Origin of the sequence: Bacillus sp. 204(2023), from assembly GCF_037027505.1 — a bacterium.
GTDB classification, from domain to species: Bacteria; Bacillota; Bacilli; order Bacillales; family Bacillaceae; genus Bacillus; species Bacillus subtilis.
The window spans coordinates 44,838-67,929 of sequence record NZ_JAXCHE010000010.1 but is presented as its reverse complement, the minus strand read 5'-3'; the positions used below and the strand labels follow the sequence as shown (position 1 = coordinate 67,929).

The window sequence follows — 23,092 nt, the reverse complement described above, 5'->3', positions numbered from 1 at the left end:
CGATTCCGATGATTTTCGATATCTACATACCGGCAAATCTGTAAAAAGCTTGTTTCTTCCATTATATGTGAACACATGATCGGTAAGCTTGATGCATTGGATTCATTTTTCACCCAGTGACATTGACCTAGTCACCTATTTAGCATGTAGAAAACCTTTCCGTTCATATGTTCAAATTCTGTTCTTATTTTTAGTGTATACGAGGACAAGCCCTAATGACAAACAACAAACTGCGCTTGCTTGAATCAGAACATGTGTTGTGCTACGGTTACTGTAGAATTCATTTTAAAAAAGGGGAATATCAGGCTTTCGCATAGCAAGCTGACGGCCTAAGGGGGATTTATATGGCTAGTTTTCAATCATTTGGGATACCAGGACAGCTGGAAGTCATCAAAAAAGCGCTTGATCACGTGCGAGTCGGTGTGGTAATTACAGATCCCGCACTTGGAGATAATCCTATTGTCTACGTAAATCAAGGCTTTGTTCAAATGACCGGCTACGAAACCGAGGAAATTTTAGGAAAGAACTGCCGCTTCTTACAGGGGAAACACACAGATCCTGCAGAAGTGGACAACATCAGAACCGCTTTACAAAATAAAGAACCGGTCACCGTTCAGATCCAAAACTACAAAAAAGACGGAACGATGTTCTGGAATGAATTAAATATTGATCCAATGGTTATAGAAGATAAAACGTATTTTGTCGGAATTCAGAAAGACATCACCAAGCAAAAAGAGTATGAAAAGCTTCTCGAGGATTCCCTCACAGAAATTACTGCACTTTCAACTCCTATTGTCCCGATTCGCAATGGCATTTCGGCTCTTCCGCTAGTCGGAAACCTGACAGAGGAGCGATTTAATTCCATCGTTTGCACATTGACGAATATCTTATCAACATCCAAAGATGATTACTTGATCATTGATTTATCCGGATTGGCCCAAGTGAACGAACAAACGGCCGACCAAATTTTCAAGCTGAGCCATTTGCTGAAATTGACCGGAACTGAGTTAATCATTACCGGCATTAAGCCTGAATTGGCCATGAAAATGAATAAATTGGATGCCAATTTTTCATCGCTGAAAACATTTTTAAATGTAAAGGATGCCGTTAATGTGCTTCCGATTATGTAAAAAGATCCCGCTCATCCGGCGGGATCTTTTATTATGAAGAGATTGATGCCTGCTTATTTGTTTCTTTAGCTGATTTTAGCCGTTTGTCATATAGAAGCGTTGTGGCAATACTGATCAGCAGCAATACCAACAGAGATAAAACAAGGGCCTTAATGCCGTAATGATCGACAAGCACTCCTCCGAACAGGGGACCAATCATTCTGCCGCCTGTCGCCGCACTGTTGACAAAGCCTTGATAAAAGCCTTCTTTCCCTTTAGGGGCAAGCTGATTGGCAATTGTCGGCACAGCAGGCCAAACAAGCATTTCTCCGATCGTCAGGATCACCATCGCAGCGAGAAACATCGGAAATTGCTTTGCAGTCAGCAGCATGCTGAAAGACACAATAAAAATGATAAAGCCGATGACCATTTGCGCTTTTAGCGACTCGGCCCATTTTTTCACCACAAAACTGACGAGCGGCTGGCCGAGCACAATGAGAATTCCGTTAACTGTCCATAGCACGCTGTATAAGGAAAGAGATATTCCAATGCTTTGTGTGTACGAAGCAATTGTGGTTGACCATTGAGAATAAGCCAGCCATCCGAGTACATAGCCTCCGCTTAAAATGATCAGTGCGGCAAATTTTGCTTTGCTGTTCACAGCATCGTAATCTAGCACAGACGTTTGGGACGCATCTCCCGTCTGAATATTTCGAAATCCGAAATATACAATAAAGAAAAAGACCAGATACAGCGCGGCATTCGCCAAAAATACATATGAAAACGAGAAAGATGCCACGACACCGCCAAGCGCTGAACCGACGGCCACACCCGCGTTTTGCGCGACATATATCGCATTAAATGCCTTCCTTCCCCCTTCAGGCCATACCGATCCCGCCATTGCGTAGCTGGCCGGAAAAACAACACCGGAGCCAAAGCCCACAATCGTCAGCAGCACAATATAGGCCGGCCAATCATGAAAAAAGACAAGACCCATCAGGCTTGCTAACGTAATGGCTATCCCAAGCATAATCGATTTAAAACCACCGATTTTATCAAACAAAAAACCTCCGCATAAATTACCAGCCACACTGGCGCCGGAATTCAGCATCAGGACAAGTCCGGCTACTGTTAACGACTTTCCTAAATGATTATGGATATAAATCGTATTCAGCGGCCATAAAAAAGAAGCACCCGTCACATTGATAAACATTCCAATGACTAAAATTTTAAGAGCACGCGGCATACTTATCCCCCTTTCTTACCTAAAAAAGCTCATGAAAAAAACGAAACCTAAAACGGCTCCGTACGAATCCAGTTATCATAGCACATTCATTCTATCTATCTCTCTCACATTTTTCAACTGATGAGCGTGAAAAAATCTAACAAATATTGTTTGAAAAATGTAAAATAAATAGAAAAAGGGGTCATATTATGGAAATGGTATTAGCATTCTTAGGTTTTCTGGCATGTCTCATTGCACTGGGCTATGGATTATATCACCTTGTCAGATATGTACTGAAAAAGGAAAAACGTTTCTCCAAGAGACTTTTTTGGCCGCTTTTCATTGGAGGCCTTGTGCTGCTCTTTACCGGGGCAGCATTGGCAGAACCTGACACTTCCGCAGCAAATGCCGAGAAAAAATATTCAGCGCTAAACGCCGAATATAAAAACCTCACAAAAGAGCATGAAGAACTTGAGAAAGAATATAAATCTGTCAGCTCTGAAGCAAAGAAATTAAAAGACAACAAAGAAGATCAAGACAAGCTTGAGAAGCTTAAAAACGAAAATAGCGATCTAAAAAAGACTCAGAAATCATTAAAAGCTGAGATTAAAGAGCTTCAAGAAAATCAAAAGCAGCTCAAAGAAGATGCAAAAACGGCAAAGGCTGAAAATGAAACACTCCGACAAGATAAAACAAAGCTTGAAAATCAATTAAAAGAGACGGAAAGCCAAACCGCCAGTTCTCATGAAGACACTGGAAGTTCTTCAAGCAATACGAGTAAAAGTGATGAAACCAAAACAGCTGACAAAGCAGAAGGCTGTAATATCAAAGGAAGCAAAAACGGCATCTACCACACGCCAGGCAGTACATACTACGACCGGACAACCGATCCGGCTGAAATGTTTTGCTCAGTTGAAGAAGCTGAAGCCGCCGGTTATCGGGCGCCAAAACGATAAACAAAAAGCTCCAGAATGTCTGGAGCTTTTTCTGTTTCACAACGACGATTTAATGACCTTCTTATAATAAAGAACTGACAGAAAACCAAAAATGGAATAGAGCGCAGTATATAACACCATCACCATAATCATAGGCGCCCATACCTCTGATCCAAATAAGAACCAGCCGGATTGGACGGCAAAGTAACTGTGGAAGAGGCCGACAACGAGCGGAATGCCGAAGTTATACATTTGTTTGATGCGTATTCCCTTTATTAGGTCGCCCTGCGTAAAACCGAGTTTTCTTAAAATCGTATAGCTCGGTTTTTCATCTTCACTTTCACCCATTTGTTTAAAATAAAGGATACAACCTGATGTAATCAGGAACGTTAACCCTAAGAAGCCGACGATGAACATCACCATACCAAACAGTGATTTTTGCGCAGCGCTTGTATCCAGTCTTGATAAATGCTCGTTTTTCTTGTTCACCTGTTGAAAAAGCTCATTTGCTTTTTCCATTTGATCGTCATGTTTCACATTGACGCCGATAAAGGTAGATTGCGCCAGCTGAATGCGGGGGTCCTTATCCTTGTTCAGCTGTTTAAACAGGCTGTCATCCACAATGACAGCGGGCATGCCCCCGCTTGTAAACGTGTAGGACACAAGAAACTCTTCTCTTAATCCTTTATATTTTAATGGCTGCGTCTCATGTTTGCTTTTTACTTTAATAACACCAGAGTCCTTGAAAACCATTATTTTTTGCAGCAAGTCGGTGTATCCTGAGAAAACGGCTTCTCCAGCCGCCACATCGACTCCTTTTACATCTTTGTCGCTAACAACAGCAAGCTGCATATTGCTGGGGTCGCCCTGCATCTCTTTCGGAGTTCCATCCATAATATTTGCAATGTCAACATTTGCTTGCAGGACAGGTGTTGCCTTTTTTACAAACGAGATGTTGCTTTCCCTCAATCTGTTTTCAAATAACTTGGCATCTTTCTCATTCATGAATGAAAAATCAGCCGCTACATTTTGTTCAGCGGTCTTTTCCGATGAGTAATACGAGATGTAAGCAAGAGATAACAGCCCGATGGCGAGCGCTGAAACGGTTGTAATAATCGTCAGCAACAGCGCATTCGATTTCATTCTGAACATGATCGATGACAGTGACAGGACCTCAGAAATATTTAAGTAGCCGCCCTTGCTTTTTCGAATGATATTCGAGATAAACGTAACTGATCCTTTATAAAACAAAAACGTCCCGATAATGACGCTCCCCAGAATGAAGCTCATCGCAACAAACAGTTCATTAATGGTCTTAAATTTTCCGCCAAACAGCTCAGAAGACACATAGTATCCTGTCAAAATCAACAAGATGCCTAAAGCGCCGATCAGCATTTGGAAAAATGATATTTTCTTCACTTTGTCTTCAGTGGAGGACGTTACTTTAAACAAAGATAAAATACTCTGTTTTTTGATAAACGTATAATTCATGATCATGATCAAAAGGTAAATGCCGCAGAACACAATGACCGTTTGGACCAAGGCCTGCTCAGAAAAATGCAGTTTCGCATCCGCTTTGACATCGACAATTTTGAACAGAATCATCAAGACCAGCTTCGATATCGAAAACCCGGCCGCTACCCCGATTGCTAATGAACCGAAATACAGCATGACATTTTCTGCACTTAAGATGCGAAAAATTTTATGCTTCGTCATTCCAATTAATTGAAACAACCCGATTTCTTTACTCCGTCTCTTAATAAAAATCGTATTGGCATATAAAATGAAGATCGCCACCACAGCCACAAGCAAAATCGAAGCGGTTTTAATAGCCGCTGCTCCCTTGATCGAAGCCTTCACTTCGTTAATTGCTGGATCATACTGCAGCGTGACAAAGGCGAAATAAAGCGCCACGCTAAAGATGAGCGCAAACACATACAGATAGTAATTACGAAGATTCTTTTTCAAATTTCGCAGGATGAGCTGATTAATGTTCATGCTGCACCCCGCCTAACACGCCTTGCGTTTTCATAATATCCTGGAAAAACGTCTGCCTGTCCTGGCCCCCTTTATTCAGCTGTGTATACATTTGCCCATCCTTAATAAAAATGACTCTGCCGCAGTAGCTGGCAGCGACGGGATCATGGGTAACCATAATAATCGTGGCGTTGCGTTTTTGATTGAGCTGGCTCAGCTTATTTAATAGATCAGAGGCCGATTTCGAATCAAGCGCGCCGGTCGGTTCATCAGCGAAAATAATGCTCGGGTCATGAATAAACGCTCTTCCGGCGGATGTTCTCTGCTTCTGGCCGCCGGAAATTTCATTCGGGTACTTATCCCGCAATTCATATATTCCCAGTTCTTTTGCAACTTCCTCAAACTTGCGATTGGCTTCCTTTTTTGATAGTTTCGTGATCGATAAAGGCAGAAGGATATTCTCTTTCACTGTCAATGTGTCTAACAAATTGTAATCCTGAAAGATAAAGCCTAAATGCTGTTTTCTAAATTCAGCCAGCTGCTTTTCCTTCATAGCCGTCATGTCATTTCCATTAATATGAATGGTTCCGTGACTGACCTGATCGATTGAGGACAGAACGTTGAGCAAAGTGGTTTTTCCCGACCCGGAAGCACCCATAATACTGACGAATTCGCCCTTTTCAATGTGAATATCGATGCCCTTCAGCACTTCCTGTTTATTCAGCTTGTTTCCATAACTTTTTCGAATTTTATTCGCTTCTAAAATCACCATTTACGCAGTCTCCTTTATATTGGATAATCTCATTATAAAAAGGAATGCCGGGCTTTTCCTTCGATACGGCGAACAAAAAAGAAAAGCATGTGACATTTTCGTCACACGCTTATGACATGTTCAAATTGATTCCGTCTTGGAAAGGTTAATGTAAAAACTGTCCCCGCACCAAACTCCGACTCAACATCAATAAGGATCAATAACGGCGCCGCTGCTTTTTTTGCCAAGTACAGCCCCATGCCAGTTGACGCTTGATCATGGTGATCCGTTGTGGATGTAAACCCTTTATCAAAAATACGCGGTACATCTTTTGGATCAATGCCCCTGCCACAGTCTTTCACTTGGAGCTGCGTCTGTTCCCCTTTTTGAAAGCTTTTGATCTCGATTTCAGAGGCTTCGCTGTATTTCACCGCGTTTGTCAGCAGCTGCCTGATGATAAACGCCAGCCATTTTGCATCGCTCAGCACTTCTTTGGCATCGAGCTGTATGTCAAAACCGATCCCTTTTTGGATACACCACGATTGTAAATCTTTGATTTCTTTAAAGATCAAAGGCTGAAGCTGAATGAATTCTACTGACAGATCGTTTTCAATAAATGAAATGCGTTTTTGATGAAGCTGCTGATCAAGAAGCAGGTGAATACGCAGCCATTCATAGGACAGCTGGGATTTCAGTGCTTTTTCTTCCATTCTATCAATGATTAAATGCATCGCTGTTAATGGGGTTTTGACCTCATGGATCCATGCCATCAGCTCATCTTTTTCATTTTCCAATGCTAAGCGATGTCGTGCTGCGGTCTGCTTCAAGTGTTCTGTTTGCCCGGCAATGCTTCTTTCAACCATTGCTTCAAACGGCGTTTCCGGTTCATTTATGGCTGTCACATCGAGATTGTTCTCCCATGTTTTCAAGCTTTTATAAAACGCTGTTTCTTTCCGATAGCGGAACCAAAGGAATATGAAAAAAAACATGATGCACAAATACACCATATAAAGTACATTCCCGAATGATATAGAAGGATCGACAAAAGCAATGAACAGCATCAAAGCCTGCTGAAACAAAAACGCGGCAATCCAGCTCCGCCTTTCGATAAGGAATGCTTTAATCATAGAACTTGTCCTCTTCCTTCGCGATGTAGCCCTGGCCCACCTTTGTCTCGATATATGCGCCAAGCTGCAGGACGTCCAGTTTTTTTCGCAGGCGATTGACATTGACGGTCAGCGTATTATCACTAACAAAACGCTCATCGTTCCACAAGCTTCTGATCAGCTCATCCCGGCTGACGATCTTGTTTTTTTGCTCTATTAATTGTTTTAGAATGAACATTTCATTTTTGGTCAGTTCAACAGATCCTTTGTCATTGCTGACGAGGTTCTGCTCCGCGTCTACAGCAGCGCCGCACCACGTTTTAATCGTATTCGGCTCCGTATTATAATGGTGCACACGCCGGAACATCGCTTGGATTTTCGCGATCAGCACATCAAAATGAAATGGCTTTTGAATAAAGTCATCTGCCCCGAGCTGCATGGACATCACCATATCAGCAGGATGATCCCGGGAGGATAAAAAGAGAATCGGAACATTTGACCGGGAGCGGATCAGCCGGCACCAATGAAAGCCGTCAAATTTAGGCAGCTGTACATCAATAATGACACAATCAGGATTAACCGCCGAAAATTCCTGCAGCACCTGACTGAAATCCTGAATGCCGTATACATCATAGGACCATCCCGTTAAACGATCCTTGATTTCATGAAACAGCGATTCATCATCTTCAATCAGCAAAAGTTTAAACAATCAACTCACCGCACTTTTTCCTTTTTTATCAAGTGTATAGCAAAACGCTATCATGCGCTATAGAAAAAGCCGGCTGTCTCAGCCGGCTCGTTCGCATTATAGTTCTCTTCTCAACGCTGTCAGCACGTTGGTTTTTGTTGCTTTTCTCGCCGGGTTCATTCCGGAAATGACTGCAACCCCTCCGCAAATCACAACGGCAATGATCACAAGACTCGCCGGGATGTAGGAGAATGTGTAATTCAAGTCGCCCGCATCGCTTCCGCTTGTGGCCGCAAGAATCATCGGAACGGCCAGGTTGACAAGGTAGCTCACGCCGTAAGAAATGATAATCCCAATCACACAGCCTAAAATTCCGATATACGCGCTTTCCATCAAGAACATTCGGCGAATGATTGACGGGCTCGCCCCAATCGCTTTCATAATGCCGATCTCTTGCGTTCTCTCTGTCACCGCCATCGTCATCGTGTTAAAAATGCCGATCGCTGAAATGATAACTGCGATACATCCGACAAAGATCAGTCCGATTTTGAAGACCATGAAGAAGGTATTGGCTCCCTCAAGTTCGGTAGTCACTGATGTGACATAGTACCCGTCATCTGTTAGATCATTTGTCAGCTGTTCCACATTCTCAAACTTATCAGCAAAAACACCAATGTTCGTTTCAACATTTCCGCCTTTGAAATCTAAGAATTCCGAAAAATCCTTTTTGAATTGGTCACTGATGAAAATGTTTGAGTCCTCCATCCAGTCTTGAGATGGTTTTTTTGTAATACCGACAATTTTAAAGTCATATGTTTTTGTTTTTGTAACATCGCCTGTTTTAGGATCTGTCTTCGATACACTTAGTTCTATTGTTTTGTTCAGAATATCTTTCGTATAGCCCTTTGGTTCTTTTATATCTTCTGGATTTCCTTTTGCTTCTTCGATTTTTTTGTTATATTCTTCCGATTCTTTTTTCGTCAATAATCTCTTTGCGAAGTCGTATCCTACTACGATTTCATTTTCCGACTTTGCGACTCTTCCCTTTTCCAATTCCATATTGGCCTTTAATTCATCATTCATATTAGTAAAAATGAGATTTGAGCTTTCATTTGTACGATTGCCTAAAGTAGCTTTGTTTGGTTCATACACTTGCGTTCTTTCTACAACTGACCTTACGTGATCATACTTCTCTAAATCAGCTTTTTTAATAGGCTTGTCTCCTTCCTTGCCCATTACACTGACTTTCGTTACAATCTGCTGGCTCATTGTCATATCTGTAATTGTCTTTTGAATCCCAAATCCAACGGACGACAGCACAACCAAAAACGCACACGCCATTGTTGTCGCAAGAATCGTCATAAAGACGCGAAGTCTGTTTTTCTTCATATTTCTTCTGATAAAATGAACCTGATCCTTAAACCTCAACGGTAATTCCTCCTTTTAGCACACCATCATGAAGCTGAAATTTTGAATGTCCGATAGAAGCGACTTCATCATCGTGAGTAATGATCACAAATGTAATGCCACGCTCACTATTCAACTGCTGGATCAATTCCAGCACTTCATGTTCCGTTTCTGAATCAAGGCTTCCCGTCGGCTCATCCGCTAAGATAATCGAAGGATTTAAAATCAACGCTCGAGCAATACTGACACGCTGCTGCTGGCCGCCTGACAGTTCATTCGGATAATGAGCGGCGTGGTTTTCCAGACCGACGCGTTTCAGCATGTCCTGCACCTTTTGCTTCCGCTCAGATGGCTTGATTCCTTTTAACGCCAGCGGCATTTCCACATTCTCATACGTTGTTAAGCCCGGAATGAGCTGAAAGCTTTGAAAAATAAACCCGAAATGATCAAGCCGAAATTGCGCCCATTCCTTTTCATTAAACCCCGTAACATCAGTGCCATTAATGACAATCCGCCCTTTTGTCGGCGATATGTAGCCGGAAATCAAATTCAAAAGCGTTGATTTCCCTGAGCCGCTTCGCCCGACAATACAGGCGATCTCACCTTTCGCCACACGTAATGAAACATCCTTCAATACTGGAACTTCATTCTCACGGCCCTTTTTTCCGATCGTGAAAGAATGGTCGATATGCTGAACATCAATCATATGTTCTCTCTCCCTTACAAAAGTTTCATTTTTTTATAAATCGCAAAATAACTAATCAAGAAACCGATTACCGCACCGGCAGCCATGCCAATGAGATAGCCTGCAAAGCTTTCGCTGGCAGAAAATCCAAAGTACCCAAAGCCCATGATTCCTATGATAATAACGATGATCTGCACCGGACGGTCAAGCGGCTTCCATAAGAAGAAGTACCCGTTTCTTTCATTAGATAGTTTGACAAAACTAATATAGCCGATGATGTAGAAGATGATAGTCATGATAGCCGGAATCACTAAATAATATGGTGAATTCTCAACCCATTTCGCGTCTACATAGATTATCGGAATGAAATACTGCACCCATTTGGGTACTGGACCATGGATAAAATCTATTGATCCGCCAAAAAGGATCTCCAGGTTGATTGCAGGCAGGCTGATGAGCAAAAATGGCGAAATGGCCACGGTAAATGAGACCAAAAGCTGGGCAAAAATATTTCCTGTCAGAGCTCCTCCTGCCATAACTAGCGAATAAGCCAGCATGCTGATGATGATCATTCCAAGGCTGTAATTGTGAAAATAAACGGCCTGATCAGGCTTCAAAAGCATGATCAGCAAAACAGATAAAACATAACCTATGAGCTGCGGTATCACAATCACCATTCCGCCAGTAAGGAACTTCGCATGAAATATCTGCCCTCTTGTATACGGAAGGCTTAATGTAAAATCAAAAAAGCTCTTGCTTCGTTCAATCCCTAGCTGGCTGACCGCCAAAACGACTCCCCAAATCCAAAACAATGAGATAAATGAGCTGTTTAAATAATCAACGCTGAATACGCAGGGGCCGACCCAATTTTCTTTTCCGGTGACACAACCTTGATAGATGAGATACATATTTAAAATTGATAATGGATTACCCAATATAAAAACCAAAATACTGATGATTAAGGCAACTTTATTTTGCTTCCACTCTTTATAAAGCAGACCGGAATCCGGCATTTCACTTCCCTCCAAACCTTAATCCGTTATCTTAATGTCTTACTTTTTTAAAGATGGAAAAATAACTGACCAAAAATCCTACAATTCCTCCGATAATCATACCGATAATGTAACCCGCTATGGATTCACCAGCAGAATGCCCCACTATACCAAAACCCAGGATTCCTAACACAATGACAAGGATTTGGATAGGTCGATCTAATGTTTTCCATAAGAAAAAGTATCCATTACGCTCATTATGATGTTTTATAAAACTGATATAACCAATGAAATAAAAGAGAATACTCATCACTGCAGGGATTAGTAATAAATATTTACTTTCCGCCACCCAACTTGAATCCACATAAGCAATCGGGGAAAAGTCCATCAAATTATTTTCAAAATCGAAGTAATATTCAACGTTAGGAATTAGTCTCCAAACTTGAACCCCTGAGATAATTTCTATATTAGAAAATGGCAAAACGATAATCAAATATGGCAATACAGAAGTTGCAAAAGCTGTCAACAACTGAGCAAAAGCGTTTCCAGCTAACGACCCAGCGGCCATTACTAATGAGTAAAACATAATGCTAGTGATCATAACACCAATGCTTCCATGTTCAAAAAAGTTTACTTGTTCAGGTTTTAAGAAAAGAATCAGCAGCCATGCCAATAAAAATCCGACTAATTGTGAAAGCAAAAGGACAACTGCGCCTAGCCAAAATTTCGTTTGAAAAATTTGGCTTCTTTTATATGGAAGACCTAACAAAAAGTCCATCGTACCTCTCGAACGTTCAAGCCCGACCAAACATACTGCCAGTATAATCCCTATCACCCAATTGATTTGAATCATGCTGTCTATGTGGTAATCCACAAAAAATGCACACAGTTTTGGGTCTGAATGTGCTAGGCATGACTCGTTTAAAGAATATGAGTGATAAATCGTTAAAGGATTTGCCAGCACTAAAAACGCAATACTTAACAAAATCACCACTTGATTCTGCTTCCACTCTCGATAGAGGAGACCTCGGTCTACCATCTCCGCTTCCCTCCAAACTTCGCAATGAACACTTCTTCCAGGTTGACAGGAATCTCATTCCATACTTTTGGCTTCAGCTCTCTCAAAAAGCTCTTTTTCTCCTCATCGCTTTTCGGAATCAGCACTGTGTAAAACACGCCGGCCTGATCGAGCATCGGAATGTTTTGCTCTCTGATGGCCAAATTGACATCTGTATCGAAGGCCATTTGAATTTTAATGTATTCTTCTTTTAACTCATCAAGATCCATGACGTTGGTCAGTCTGTTATCTTCGAGAAAACCAATTCGGTTGCACATCCGTTCAATGTCCTCAAGGCGATGGGAAGTGATCAGGATGCTCGTATCACGCTCAGCCACTTCATCGACCATCAGCTGCAGCACATCATGTCTAGTTACCGCATCAATACCGTCCGTCGGCTCATCCAGGAGAATCAGCGCCGGTCTCGCCGCAAACGACAGAACGAGCGACAGCTGTTTTTTCAAGCCTGTCGACAGCTCACGGTATTTTTTCGTTTCCGGAATTTCGTATCTGTTCATCAGTTCATTCGCGTACGTGACATCAAATTTCGGATATATTCTTCTCAGGATATCGACAAGCTGCTTGTATGTATACTTGTCGTAAAAAGGATTTTGAACAGGCATGTAGATGATATTTTGTTTGACCTTCGGGTGCTTTTTGATTTCTACGCCGTCAAATAAAATCGTTCCGCTGTCAGCGAAAATGATTTGCTGGATTAAGCGAAGCATCGTCGTTTTGCCCGATCCATTGCGTCCAAGCAATCCAAAGATTTCTCCTTTTTCGATTGTTAATGAAACATCTTTTAATACTTGATTGCCGTCAATCGCTTTTGACAGCTGCCGCAGTTCAATCATTTTTTTTGCCTCCCTTCACATCAGCGCTGATTTCCTTTATCCATTCGTGCAGTTTTTCCAGCTCAACCCCTGCATAGTGTGCATCGATGATGAGCTGTTTGAGTTGCTCTTTAATCATCGTCATCTTCCCTTCAACCAGTGTCGTTTTTGCATTCTCCGATATATAGGTCCCTCTGCCCCGCAGCGTTTCAATAATCCCCTCTCGCTCAAGTTCTTTATACGCTTTGCTGACAGTGTTCGGATTCGCAATAATGATCGTTGCCAATTCTCTGACAGAAGGAAGCTTATCACCAGGCTTCATGATCCCTTTCAAACAAAGCTCTTTCATTTGCTGAATAATTTGTTCGTAAATGGGTGTTGAGCTTCTTGGATCGATTTGAATCATTTACTTCCCTACTTTCTATACGATCTGAACCTTTTATAGATAAAAATGATCAATTATACTTTTTTGCCATTCAAAACCGATCATCACAAGAACAAGAAAAAAAGAACAAGCGATCACAGATGCCGCAATCAGCATTGGCACGTTACGTTTGTTTCGTTTTTTATGTTTCATAACTGCCTCCCTTAATGTCAATATATAAATGATTTTATATTAGTGTCTATAGTGTATTACTTCAATTAGTACACTTAATACAATAAATACTTTGACTCACAAAGTCAATCCTTTTTTTACAAAAAAACGGACCCTTTTAAAAGGGTCCGTTTTCCTACACATCAAGAGGGTGCTGCAGGATCATATTATTTTGCAAAGATTGAAGCTGAAGTCTCATTCTGTACAGCTGTTCTCTCTGCTGATCATTTGACGACAGCCATAGTTTATTCAAGGCATTTACCGCATCTTCTAGCTGCATTTGTGCATCACTATATTCTTGATCGTTATAATGCTCTTGTTTAGAAGCGATTTTCAGCTGTTCTTCAGCATAATCATAGGCCTGCATACATTGCTGGAGATGTTCATCTACTGATTGTCTTGTTGCCACAGTAACCCCTCCTCTTGGTAATGGAATCATCCATCATTCATATTGTAGCCTCATCTGACTTTATTCAATAAAGTAATTTATGGTCGATATTCATTTGTTCTCTTGTGAAATGCGTGCTACAATTTTAGGATGCAATCGTACGCAAGGAGGCACATGAATTGTGATGCAGAACAATCCTTTTCCTTATTCAAATACGGAAAAACGCTATCATACATTGAATTATCATCTCAGAGAACATTTCGGCCATAAGGTGTTTAAAGTAGCGCTAGACGGCGGTTTTGACTGTCCGAATCGGGACGGCACCGTAGCCCACGGAGGCTGTACGTTTTGCAGCGCAGCAGGCTCCGGCGATTTTGCCGGGAACCGGGCCGATGATTTAATTACGCAATTCCATGACATCAAAAACCGCATGCACGAAAAATGGAAGGACGGCAAGTACATCGCTTATTTTCAGGCTTTCACAAACACTCACGCCCCGGTTGAGGTGCTTCGTGAGAAATTCGAATCCGTCCTCGCCTTAGATGATGTGGTCGGCATTTCGATCGCCACACGCCCGGACTGTCTGCCTGATGATGTCGTTGATTACTTGGCAGAGCTGAATGAACGTACGTATTTGTGGGTGGAGCTTGGGCTTCAAACAGTTCATGAACGGACTGCACTTCTGATCAACCGCGCACATGATTTTAACTGCTATGTGGAAGGCGTCAATAAATTAAGAAAACACGGCATACGTGTCTGCTCGCATATTATCAACGGGCTGCCTTTGGAAGACCGGGACATGATGATGGAAACGGCAAAGGCCGTCGCAGATTTGGACGTCCAGGGCATTAAAATCCATCTGCTTCACCTACTGAAAGGCACGCCGATGGTCAAGCAATATGAAAAGGGCAAGCTGGAATTTCTTTCTCAAGATGATTATGTGCAGCTCGTCTGCGATCAGCTTGAGATCATTCCGCCTGAAATGATCGTCCACCGCATTACAGGTGACGGACCGATTGAGTTGATGATCGGGCCAATGTGGAGCGTCAACAAATGGGAAGTGCTTGGCGCCATTAATAAAGAGCTAGAAAATCGAGGCAGCTATCAAGGAAAGTTCTTTCAGCGGCTTGAGGAGGAATCAGCGCTATGATTTTGAAGAAAATTCTTCCTTATAGCAAAGAACTGCTGAAAATGGCCGCGGGAGAAGGAGATATTGTCGTAGATGCGACAATGGGTAACGGACATGATACACAGTTTTTAGCGGAGCTTGTTGGTGAAAACGGCCATGTGTACGCATTCGACATCCAAGAATCAGCCGTGGCCAATACAAAGGAACGGCTCGGTGACATGTATCAAGCGCGAACAACGTTATTTCACAAAAGCCATGATAAAATCGCTGAATCCCTCCCGCCTGAAACACATGGCAAAGTGGCGGCCGCGGTATTTAACCTCGGCTATTTGCCAGGCGGGGACAAATCAATTACGACAAACGGAAGTTCCACGATCAAAGCAATTGAACAGCTTCTCAGCATCATGAAAGACGAAGGTCTGATTGTTCTCGTCGTCTATCATGGCCACCCGGAAGGCAAAGCTGAAAAAAACGACGTGCTTGAGTTTTGCCGGGACTTGGACCAGCAATCAGCCCGTGTATTAACATATGGATTTATCAATCAGCAAAATGACCCGCCATTTATTGTCGCCATCGAAAAAAAAGCTCAGATCAGCAAATGATTTGAGCTTTTTTCTTTGAGTTTTTCATCCAGGACATTTTTTGAAATTTCCGGTAGGCTCTGCCGTTGATATAAAAGAAAAGGGAGGTTTTTCCGCTGGCTTTGATCAGCTTCTTTGCGAGCCGGCCCATTTCCTTTTGGCCTGCCACTTTATCATCTGACAAATAAACACCAAGCAAGCCGCGATTGATTAAACGATGGAAGTTTTCATGCGGAATGCCTTGTAGATGCTCGTCGGCTTTATGGATAAAGTGTTCAAGCCGATTCATCATCTCTTCATGAGACTGATAATACGAGCAGAAATTCAAGTCTCCTTCCAGCAAGTCCTCCTCTTGATCAATCAAATAATCAAGAAGAATATGAAGACCCTGTATGTAAGGAAAATAACTGTCGCGGATTTTTTTAGCGGTGCTTTCTGTGAAATCAGGCTGGAACGAATACGCAACCAGACAGAAAATGCCTAACGTTGAGCCTGCACAGGCTGAAAATTCATACCATTCCATCTCAGGCAGCTCTGATTCATATTGAGTAAACCACTTTTCAAGCCGCGGAACACGCTCATGCTCAATAACGTGCTTATGCACCTGCAAATCGCAATAATAGCCGCACAGTTCAAGCAGATAAGGTTTAATCATGTCATAGTGCTCAATGGAACCAAGGACACGCTGGCACGTTTTGACCAGTTCGTGCAGATATCCGCTGTCATCCTGTTCTTCCCTGAATTGATAATAATTTTGCAGTTCCGCTCCCACTGTCAGTGCGTCCTGCATTGAGGCATGGAGCATCCGAAAATCCTGCGGGTCCAGCGAGGTGCTGCGGTCACATAGATTGTCCAAATAATCACTAATCGTTTGATACGCGATGATAAACTCGACACATTTCTGTTTTTGGCTGCCTGACAATAAGGCCAGTATGCCGCCGCCTTCACAGTGAAACGTTTTATCCCGAATACTTGCGGTTGCCTGTGCTTTCAATTCACTGTTATGAATCGATTCTGATTTTTGCTTCCATATGTCCAGCTCTTGATGAACGAGCGGAAAAATATCTCGATATACCTTTGCCATCAATCCAAAAGGATGTTCCGGTACTGTCAACACATGCACCCCCTACTAGTTCAAATATATTGATCAGTAAACGCTCTTGCTGCTTTAAAAACATCTTCTCTCTCGGGTTCATTGAAGATCTCATGGTAAAGCCCTTCCCACTCTCTGTATGCTTTATTATGAGAAGCAACACCATTAAACCACTTGATGACCATCGTTTTGTCAACAAGCTTGTCATCACCGGCTTGCATCACAAGAAGCGGAACTTTCAAAAATGCCTCTGTCGGCACCATTGCCGATTCAATTGTCTTTAAAAGCTCTCTGTACCATCTGACAGAAACTTTCCTGACGTATAACGAATCATTTTGGTCAGCCTCGATGACGTCCTCATTGCGCGTCGCCATATCAATTGATAATCCCGAATCAACCTTAAGTGACGGAGCGATGACATTCAGACCTTTTGATGCAAGATCAAGCGCTTTATTGACTTTAATTTGCAGTCCGAGACACGGTGATGATAAAATAATTCCCGTAATCCGGGGATTTCTTTGCTGTTTAACCCATTCAATCGCGACCAGACCGCCCATGCTGTGACCTAGAAGAAAAACCGGCAGATCAAAGGTTCGCGCTTTATCTATCCAAGCATCTACTTCATCAATGTATTCTTGAAACGAGCGAATATGCCCTCTCGCTCTTGTCGTTGTTCCCTGTCCAGGCAAATCGCCCATGACAACGTGATAACCCGAAGACCGCCACATTTCAATCAGCCATTTATATCGTCCGTGATATTCACTTGCCCCGTGAATGATGACAATCACTGCAACAGGTCTGTCTGCTTTCCAGGTCCACATGTTCTTCACCTCATACGAAATTTAAATAGAGAAAGAAGGATGAATCTTATGATCTACCCTTATAAGGAACACAAGCCAGATATCCACCCAACAGCCTTTATAGCTGATAATGCAACAATTACCGGTGATGTCGTGATCGGAGAACAGTCCAGCATTTGGTTTTCTGTTGTCATAAGGGGAGATGTTGCGCCGACCAGAATCGGAAACAGAGTCAATATCCAAGATTTAAGCTGCCTCCATCAAAGCCCGAACAAGACGCTGCTCATTGAAGATGACGCCACGATAGGCCATCAGGTTACACTTCATAGCGCTGTTATCCGCAAGAACGCCTTAATCGGCATGGGCTCAATCATTTTAGACGGGGCCGAAATTGGCGAAGGCGCTTTTATTGGTGCCGGCAGTCTTGTCCCGCCCGGAAAAATCATTCCGCCTGACCATCTCGCCTTTGGCCGCCCTGCAAAAGTCATCCGCCCTTTGACGGAAGAAGACCGAAAAGATATGCAAAGAATACGGTCAGAATATGTAGAAAAGGGCCAATATTATAAATTTCTTCAACAAACATAAGACCTGCTTCGTCTTACTTTACCATTTTTCAAATTATATTTGAAAGCAATAACCATCGTTAACCCGGACGTCATAACAGTTCGGGTTTCGATTTTTCCATAAAACGTTCACATATAGCATGAAACGTATGACTTTTATCTTATCACAAAACTATAAACAGCCTCTGCAAAAACACATACCTATTCTTTCCTGTTCTCTATTTTCTATGAGCACACACAAAAAGAGCCCACTGGGAGCTCTTTTTGTCAGCTGATATTTCGTTCGCTGGCAGCAGCTGCATTTTTTTTATGAAACCCTTTTCCATAGTACACAGCCAGCAAGATGAGAAACCATATCGGCCCGATAATCACGGCTACTCTTGTATCAGGGCTGTAAGCCATAAGAATGACGACGAATGCTAGAAATGCCAATGACACATAAGACGTAAACGGAAATAAAGGCATTTTGTACTTTAATTGTTTCTTTTCTTCCGGCTTCAAACTTTTCCTGTATTTTATTTGAGAAAGCAAAATGATTGCCCACGTCCAAATCGCTCCGAACGTCGCAATACTTGTAACCCAAGTAAATACCTTCGCAGGGACAACATAGTTTAACAGCACTCCGACTAATAAAGCGCCCGCTGAAGCCAGAACAGCTTTACCCGGGATGCCGCCTTTCGTCAGCTGACCATATGCTTGTGGCGCCTCTTTCTGTTCCGCCAAGTTAAACAGCATCCGCCCTGTGCTGAAAATACCGCTGTTGCATGAAGACAGCGCGGCTGTCAACACGACAAAGTTAATGATGCCTGCAGCTGATGGAATGCCCACTTTTTGGAACGTGAGAACAAATGGGCTTCCTTGAGAGCCAATTTCCTGCCACGGATAAATAGACATAATGACGAATAAAGCGCCTACATAAAAAATCAAAATCCGCCAAAATACTGTATCAATTGCTTTGGCTAACGATTTTTGCGGGTTTTTCACCTCGCCAGCCGTCACCCCGATCATTTCAATCCCTAAATAGGCGAACATCACCATTTGAAGTGACAATAAAACCCCTTTTATTCCATGAGGGAAAAATCCACCGTTGTTCCACAAATTGCTGATTCCGGTTGCAATGCCCCCATTGCCGACTCCTGCAATAATCATCAATAAACCGACAGCAATCATGGATAAGATCGCTACAATTTTAATCAATGCGAACCAAAATTCCAGCTCGCCGTAAGCTTTGACAGCCAGGAAATTAACACCCGTCATAATGACCAGCGCCGATAATGCCCAAATCCAGTTTGGCACGTCCGGAAACCAGAACCCCATATAGATGCCGACAGCAGTGATTTCGGCCATACAGGTGACAACCCATAAAAACCAGTAGTTCCACCCTGTTAAATAGCCTGCAAGCGGTCCCAAATAATCACGCGCATACCTGCTGAAAGAGCCTGCGACCGGTTTTTGAATGGCCATTTCCCCAAGCGCTCTCATAATAAAAAACATGACCAGGCCGCTTGCGGCATACGCTACCAAAATACCAGGCCCTGCTAATTGAATAGCTGATGCGGAGCCGAGAAACAACCCTACTCCTATAGCAGCTCCTAAAGACATTAAAGAAATATGCCTTTCTTCGAGTCCGCGGTGCAGCTCTTGTTTTTGTTTTTGCATGCTTCTTCTCCCCTAGAAAAAAATATCATTAAATCATTTTTCTGAATATTCCGTATGAATTGGGTAAACCCATGATGATGGAGAAATAAAAGGATAACAACAAGGCTTTCGACTACTCGAAAGCCTTGTTGTATGTTACACAAAGATGACTTCTTTAGGCTGATGGCTCAGCTCTTCAGGCATATACCGTTTTTCAATATTGATGCTGTGCCAGATCATAAAGATCAGTACAGTCCAGATTTTACGGCTGTTATCAGCCTTGTCCGCACAATGGTCTTCAAGAAGCTGAAGGACATAATCCTTATGGATATAAGCATCCGTTTGGCTTTCCTGAATAATATTCCGCACCCATTCGTTCATTTCGTTTTTCAGCCAATGACGGATCGGTACAGGGAAACCAAGCTTTTTGCGGTTTAATACGTGCTCAGGCACAATTCCTTCAGCGGCTTTGCGAAGAAGATACTTCGTCGTGCCGTTCTTCGTTTTCAGCTCATCAGGAATTTTTGAAGCGACGTCGAATACGACTTTATCCAAGAATGGCACACGCAGTTCCAAAGAATTCGCCATCGTCATTTTATCCGCCTTTAACAAAATGTCGCCGCGCATCCAAGTGTGGATATCGACATACTGCATTTTGTTGATATCGCTGTACGAGCTGCTTTCTGTAAAGTAAGTCTTCGTCACATCGCGATATGAAAGGTTCGGATTATAATGCTTCAACAGCTGCTTTTTGACAGACTCTTCAAAGATTTTCGCGTTACCGATATAACGATCCTGAAGCGGAGTACAGCCGCGCTCAAGCAGGCTCTTTCCTCTCATACCTTCAGGCATAACGGCAGCAACGTGCAGAAGCATCTTTTTCAGGCCGGACGGAATGCGTTCAAACGGTTTAAGCGAAAGCGGCTCACGGTAAATGTTATATCCGCCGAAGAGCTCATCCGCTCCTTCACCTGATAAAGCAACCGTTACATGTTTTTTTGCTTCTTTTGCAACAAAGTACAACGGAATCGCTGCCGGATCAGCAAGCGGGTCATCAAAATGCCATACGATCTTCGGAAGCTCATTCATGTATTCCTCAGGCGAAATGACTTTGCTGATATTTTCAATGCCCAGTGCCGCTGCCGTTTCTTTCGCTACATCAACCTCACTGAAGCCCTGCTGTTCAAAGCCGACAGAGAATGTTTTTAAGCTTGGATGAAATTCCTTCGCAACAGACACAATAAAGGAAGAATCAATCCCGCCAGACAGGAACGAACCGACAGGAACGTCACTTCTCATATGAACGTTTACAGAGTCATAGATCGCGTCTCTGACTTCTTTCACAAGCTTGTCTTCTTCAGTCTGAACCGGCTTGAAGTTCGCTTTGAAATACGTTTTGAATGTGATATCGCCGTCCGGGCGGATTGTGAATTGTGAACCCGGCTCTACTTTTTTCACATGGGCATCAAGCGTGCTTGGTTCAGGAACAAATTGGAAAGACATGTACTGTTGCAATGCCTCTTTATCTATTTCAATATCATTCTGAGCAACCATTAAACTTTTTCTCTCTGAGGCAAAATAAACCTGATCATTGATCGTTGTGTAGTACAACGGTTTTATGCCGAATGGATCTCTTGCCCCATAAAGCACATGATCGTTTTTATTCCAAATCAGAAAGGCAAACATACCGCGCAGTTTGGACGCCGCTTCTTCTTTATAGTGACGGTAAGTCGCAAGAAGAACCTCTGTGTCCGAATCCGTGTTGAATGTGTACCCCTTTGCTTCAAGTTCTTCTCTCAGTTCGATATAGTTATAGATTTCTCCGTTAAAGATAATCCAATATGTTTCATCTTCATATGATAAAGGCTGTCCGCCATTTTCTACATCAATAATGCTGAGCCGTCTGAATCCGAAGCCGACGTGCTCATCATGGAAATATCCATCACTGTCAGGACCGCGGTGAACGATCATTTGGTTCATTTGTTTGATTAGTTCTTCTTGATCAGCGGTTTGAGCTAACGGATGCTTGTTAAAAACCCCGACAAATCCACACATAGTATTGCCTCCATAATTAAAATTGTCATCATTGAACCCCTATTTATAGACGCTGTGAATAGTATTTGGTTTCACAGTTATGTAAAAAAATAAACATGAATACAACGATAAAAAAGGGAAAGCCGCTTAACCAGTAAGCGGCTATAAAATTATTCTCCTAACGCTTCTTTACGCAGCTGCTCCGCTTTGTCTGTGCGCTCCCATGGAAGGTCAACATCGTGACGTCCAAAGTGGCCGTACGCAGCAGTTTGTTTGTAGATCGGACGGCGCAAATCAAGCATTTTGATAATGCCGGCAGGTCGTAAATCAAAGTTATTGCGAACAACTTCAATCAGTTTTTCCTCAGAAGCTTTTCCGGAACCGAATGTGTTGATTGAGATTGACACAGGCTGTGCAACACCGATCGCGTAAGCAAGCTGTACTTCGCAAGAATCAGCAAGCTCAGCCGCAACGATGTTTTTCGCAACGTATCTTGCCGCATAAGCTGCAGAACGGTCTACCTTTGTCGCGTCCTTACCTGAGAACGCGCCTCCGCCGTGGCGTGCATAGCCGCCGTACGTATCAACGATGATTTTGCGTCCTGTAAGTCCCGCATCCCCTTGAGGGCCTCCGATTACGAAACGTCCTGTAGGGTTGATGAAATATTTTGTTTCTTCATCAATCAGCTCTTCAGGAACAACCGGATTGATGACATGTTCTTTAATGTTGCGCTGAATTTGTTCAAGTGTAATTTCAGGGTGATGCTGAGTTGAAATAACAATCGCGTCAATGCGGACTGGTTTGTTATTTTCATCGTACTCAACCGTTACCTGTGTTTTGCCGTCAGGGCGAAGGTACGGAAGAATATCTTCTTTACGGACTTCACTTAGGCGGCGGGCTAATTTATGGGCAAGTGAAATTGGAAGAGGCATAAGCTCTTTCGTTTCGTTGCACGCATAACCGAACATTAATCCTTGGTCACCCGCACCAATCGCTTCAATTTCTTCGTCGCTCATTGTGCCTTCACGGGCTTCAAGCGCTTGGTCTACGCCCATCGCGATATCAGCAGACTGCTCATCAATTGATGTTAAAACCGCACAAGTTTCCGCATCAAATCCGTATTTTGCACGTGTGTATCCGATTTCTTTAATGGTTTGGCGAACCGTTTTCGGAATGTCAACATACGTAGAAGTTGTGATCTCTCCGCTTACAAGAACCAAACCTGTTGTCACAGATGTTTCACAAGCAACACGCGCGTTAGGGTCTTTCTTTAAAATTTCATCTAAAATGCTGTCAGAAATCTGGTCACAGATTTTATCCGGATGCCCCTCCGTAACAGATTCTGATGTAAATAAACGACGATTTTTACTCATGATTTGCTTCCTCCTGCACAAGGCCTCCCGAAAGACCTTGTATATATGATACGGAACTCGCTCCCTCTTATACAATGTACAGTTATATTAGAGAATGTTAATTGGCATATTTATGAAATAAAAAAACCTTTTC

23 protein-coding genes are annotated in these 23,092 nt (G+C 42.7%); 5 read left to right on the top strand and 18 right to left on the bottom strand.

Annotation, left to right across the window (positions count from 1 at the left end; genetic code table 11):
* Nucleotides 1-344: 344 nt before the first annotated feature.
* Nucleotides 345-1,130, top strand: coding sequence for a blue-light photoreceptor (locus tag WA279_RS18085; protein WP_336156204.1), 786 nt, complete (start codon nt 345-347; stop codon nt 1,128-1,130).
* Between the two features lie 31 nt (nt 1,131-1,161).
* Here the strand turns inward: WA279_RS18085 and WA279_RS18080 are convergent, their stop codons facing one another.
* Entirely contained in the window at nt 1,162-2,355 is a 1,194-nt protein-coding gene (locus tag WA279_RS18080) for an MDR family MFS transporter (RefSeq protein ID WP_042977570.1), read from the bottom strand.
* A gap of 188 nt (nt 2,356-2,543) precedes the next feature.
* On the opposite strand from WA279_RS18080, the gene WA279_RS18075 reads away from it, so the two are divergent.
* Entirely contained in the window at nt 2,544-3,290 is a 747-nt protein-coding gene (locus WA279_RS18075) for an LMBR1 domain-containing protein (protein ID WP_336156203.1), read from the top strand.
* Between the two features lie 36 nt (nt 3,291-3,326).
* On the opposite strand, the gene bceB is transcribed toward WA279_RS18075, so the two are convergent.
* The 12 genes from bceB to WA279_RS18015 all read right to left on the bottom strand — a co-directional run bounded on the left by bceB (nt 3,327) and on the right by WA279_RS18015 (nt 13,769).
* A complete protein-coding gene (gene bceB / locus WA279_RS18070; RefSeq protein WP_336156202.1) occupies nt 3,327-5,267 on the bottom strand; it encodes a bacitracin ABC transporter permease BceB in 1,941 nt (646 codons plus the stop codon).
* Nucleotides 5,257-6,018 (bottom strand): bacitracin ABC transporter ATP-binding protein BceA, encoded by a 762-nt coding sequence (bceA, locus tag WA279_RS18065; RefSeq protein ID WP_003229137.1) that lies wholly within the window; start codon nt 6,016-6,018, stop codon nt 5,257-5,259. Before bceA ends, bceB begins: the two co-directional genes overlap by 11 nt.
* Before the next feature lie 101 nt (nt 6,019-6,119).
* Nucleotides 6,120-7,124: a two-component sensor histidine kinase BceS gene (gene bceS / locus WA279_RS18060; RefSeq protein ID WP_336156201.1), complete on the bottom strand. Its 1,005-nt coding sequence runs from the start codon at nt 7,122-7,124 to the stop codon at nt 6,120-6,122.
* A complete protein-coding gene (gene bceR, locus WA279_RS18055; protein ID WP_336156200.1) occupies nt 7,117-7,812 on the bottom strand; it encodes a two-component response regulator BceR in 696 nt (231 codons plus the stop codon). Before bceR ends, bceS begins: the two co-directional genes overlap by 8 nt.
* 96 nt (nt 7,813-7,908) lie before the next feature.
* Complete coding sequence (gene ytrF, locus WA279_RS18050; protein WP_015251399.1) at nt 7,909-9,219, bottom strand: ABC transporter permease YtrF; 1,311 nt, start codon at nt 9,217-9,219, stop codon at nt 7,909-7,911.
* The gene (gene ytrE, locus WA279_RS18045) at nt 9,209-9,904 is read right to left on the bottom strand and encodes an ABC transporter ATP-binding protein YtrE (protein ID WP_336156199.1); all 696 of its coding nucleotides are present in this window, start codon (nt 9,902-9,904) and stop codon (nt 9,209-9,211) included. Before ytrE ends, ytrF begins: the two co-directional genes overlap by 11 nt.
* 14 nt (nt 9,905-9,918) lie before the next feature.
* Nucleotides 9,919-10,896 (bottom strand): ABC transporter permease YtrD, encoded by a 978-nt coding sequence (gene ytrD / locus WA279_RS18040; protein ID WP_336156198.1) that lies wholly within the window; start codon nt 10,894-10,896, stop codon nt 9,919-9,921.
* A 31-nt stretch (nt 10,897-10,927) separates the two neighbouring features.
* Nucleotides 10,928-11,914 (bottom strand): ABC transporter permease subunit, encoded by a 987-nt coding sequence (locus tag WA279_RS18035; protein ID WP_336156197.1) that lies wholly within the window; start codon nt 11,912-11,914, stop codon nt 10,928-10,930.
* Nucleotides 11,908-12,786, bottom strand: a complete 879-nt coding sequence (gene ytrB / locus WA279_RS18030; RefSeq protein WP_130571831.1) for an ABC transporter ATP-binding protein YtrB — start codon at nt 12,784-12,786, stop codon at nt 11,908-11,910. Before ytrB ends, WA279_RS18035 begins: the two co-directional genes overlap by 7 nt.
* Nucleotides 12,779-13,171 (bottom strand): GntR family transcriptional regulator YtrA, encoded by a 393-nt coding sequence (ytrA, locus tag WA279_RS18025; protein WP_003229121.1) that lies wholly within the window; start codon nt 13,169-13,171, stop codon nt 12,779-12,781. Before ytrA ends, ytrB begins: the two co-directional genes overlap by 8 nt.
* 33 nt (nt 13,172-13,204) lie before the next feature.
* A complete protein-coding gene (locus WA279_RS18020; RefSeq protein WP_003229119.1) occupies nt 13,205-13,342 on the bottom strand; it encodes a hypothetical protein in 138 nt (45 codons plus the stop codon).
* A gap of 154 nt (nt 13,343-13,496) precedes the next feature.
* Nucleotides 13,497-13,769: a YtzC family protein gene (locus tag WA279_RS18015; protein WP_003229117.1), complete on the bottom strand. Its 273-nt coding sequence runs from the start codon at nt 13,767-13,769 to the stop codon at nt 13,497-13,499.
* A 160-nt stretch (nt 13,770-13,929) separates the two neighbouring features.
* Between WA279_RS18015 and WA279_RS18010 the strand changes: the two genes are divergently transcribed.
* On the top strand, nt 13,930-14,898 hold the full coding sequence (locus tag WA279_RS18010; protein ID WP_024572829.1) for a TIGR01212 family radical SAM protein: 969 nt from the start codon (nt 13,930-13,932) through the stop codon (nt 14,896-14,898).
* Nucleotides 14,895-15,479, top strand: a complete 585-nt coding sequence (locus WA279_RS18005) for a tRNA (mnm(5)s(2)U34)-methyltransferase (protein WP_014480625.1) — start codon at nt 14,895-14,897, stop codon at nt 15,477-15,479. The genes WA279_RS18010 and WA279_RS18005 overlap by 4 nt, the downstream gene beginning before the upstream one ends.
* On the opposite strand, the gene tbcS is transcribed toward WA279_RS18005, so the two are convergent.
* Together tbcS and ytpA are read right to left on the bottom strand one after the other, a co-directional pair.
* Nucleotides 15,469-16,572 (bottom strand): tetraprenyl-beta-curcumene synthase, encoded by a 1,104-nt coding sequence (gene tbcS, locus WA279_RS18000; protein ID WP_033882168.1) that lies wholly within the window; start codon nt 16,570-16,572, stop codon nt 15,469-15,471. The genes WA279_RS18005 and tbcS overlap by 11 nt on opposite strands.
* Before the next feature lie 20 nt (nt 16,573-16,592).
* Entirely contained in the window at nt 16,593-17,372 is a 780-nt protein-coding gene (gene ytpA, locus WA279_RS17995) for a phospholipase YtpA (protein ID WP_004398545.1), read from the bottom strand.
* 48 nt (nt 17,373-17,420) lie between these two features.
* Between ytpA and WA279_RS17990 the strand changes: the two genes are divergently transcribed.
* Nucleotides 17,421-17,936, top strand: coding sequence for a gamma carbonic anhydrase (locus WA279_RS17990; protein ID WP_003229106.1), 516 nt, complete (start codon nt 17,421-17,423; stop codon nt 17,934-17,936).
* A 245-nt stretch (nt 17,937-18,181) separates the two neighbouring features.
* On the opposite strand, the gene alaP is transcribed toward WA279_RS17990, so the two are convergent.
* From alaP to metK, 3 genes are all read right to left on the bottom strand, one after another.
* Complete coding sequence (alaP, locus tag WA279_RS17985) at nt 18,182-19,573, bottom strand: alanine permease AlaP (RefSeq protein ID WP_024571819.1); 1,392 nt, start codon at nt 19,571-19,573, stop codon at nt 18,182-18,184.
* 135 nt (nt 19,574-19,708) lie between these two features.
* Nucleotides 19,709-21,607 (bottom strand): asparagine synthase (glutamine-hydrolyzing), encoded by a 1,899-nt coding sequence (gene asnB / locus WA279_RS17980; protein ID WP_004398625.1) that lies wholly within the window; start codon nt 21,605-21,607, stop codon nt 19,709-19,711.
* Nucleotides 21,608-21,756: 149 nt separating this feature from the next.
* Nucleotides 21,757-22,959: a methionine adenosyltransferase gene (gene metK, locus WA279_RS17975; protein ID WP_003229102.1), complete on the bottom strand. Its 1,203-nt coding sequence runs from the start codon at nt 22,957-22,959 to the stop codon at nt 21,757-21,759.
* Between the last annotated feature and the right edge of the window lie 133 nt (nt 22,960-23,092).

What these genes read in the sequence shown, in the direction of transcription:
- asnB (WP_004398625.1), bottom strand. Translation starts at nt 21,607, where the DNA reads ATGTGTGGATTTGTCGGGGTTTTTAACAAGCATCCGTTAGCTCAAACC.
- ytrE (WP_336156199.1), bottom strand. Translation starts at nt 9,904, where the DNA reads ATGATTGATGTTCAGCATATCGACCATTCTTTCACGATCGGAAAAAAG.
- WA279_RS18005 (WP_014480625.1), top strand. Translation starts at nt 14,895, where the DNA reads ATGATTTTGAAGAAAATTCTTCCTTATAGCAAAGAACTGCTGAAAATG.
- ytpA (WP_004398545.1), bottom strand. Translation starts at nt 17,372, where the DNA reads ATGTGGACCTGGAAAGCAGACAGACCTGTTGCAGTGATTGTCATCATT.
- ytrA (WP_003229121.1), bottom strand. Translation starts at nt 13,171, where the DNA reads ATGATTCAAATCGATCCAAGAAGCTCAACACCCATTTACGAACAAATT.
- metK (WP_003229102.1), bottom strand. Translation starts at nt 22,959, where the DNA reads ATGAGTAAAAATCGTCGTTTATTTACATCAGAATCTGTTACGGAGGGG.
- bceB (WP_336156202.1), bottom strand. Translation starts at nt 5,267, where the DNA reads ATGAACATTAATCAGCTCATCCTGCGAAATTTGAAAAAGAATCTTCGT.
- bceS (WP_336156201.1), bottom strand. Translation starts at nt 7,124, where the DNA reads ATGATTAAAGCATTCCTTATCGAAAGGCGGAGCTGGATTGCCGCGTTT.
- ytrD (WP_336156198.1), bottom strand. Translation starts at nt 10,896, where the DNA reads ATGCCGGATTCCGGTCTGCTTTATAAAGAGTGGAAGCAAAATAAAGTT.
- WA279_RS18075 (WP_336156203.1), top strand. Translation starts at nt 2,544, where the DNA reads ATGGAAATGGTATTAGCATTCTTAGGTTTTCTGGCATGTCTCATTGCA.
- WA279_RS18085 (WP_336156204.1), top strand. Translation starts at nt 345, where the DNA reads ATGGCTAGTTTTCAATCATTTGGGATACCAGGACAGCTGGAAGTCATC.
- alaP (WP_024571819.1), bottom strand. Translation starts at nt 19,573, where the DNA reads ATGCAAAAACAAAAACAAGAGCTGCACCGCGGACTCGAAGAAAGGCAT.
- ytrB (WP_130571831.1), bottom strand. Translation starts at nt 12,786, where the DNA reads ATGATTGAACTGCGGCAGCTGTCAAAAGCGATTGACGGCAATCAAGTA.
- WA279_RS18035 (WP_336156197.1), bottom strand. Translation starts at nt 11,914, where the DNA reads ATGGTAGACCGAGGTCTCCTCTATCGAGAGTGGAAGCAGAATCAAGTG.
- bceA (WP_003229137.1), bottom strand. Translation starts at nt 6,018, where the DNA reads ATGGTGATTTTAGAAGCGAATAAAATTCGAAAAAGTTATGGAAACAAG.
- WA279_RS18020 (WP_003229119.1), bottom strand. Translation starts at nt 13,342, where the DNA reads ATGAAACATAAAAAACGAAACAAACGTAACGTGCCAATGCTGATTGCG.
- WA279_RS18080 (WP_042977570.1), bottom strand. Translation starts at nt 2,355, where the DNA reads ATGCCGCGTGCTCTTAAAATTTTAGTCATTGGAATGTTTATCAATGTG.
- WA279_RS17990 (WP_003229106.1), top strand. Translation starts at nt 17,421, where the DNA reads ATGATCTACCCTTATAAGGAACACAAGCCAGATATCCACCCAACAGCC.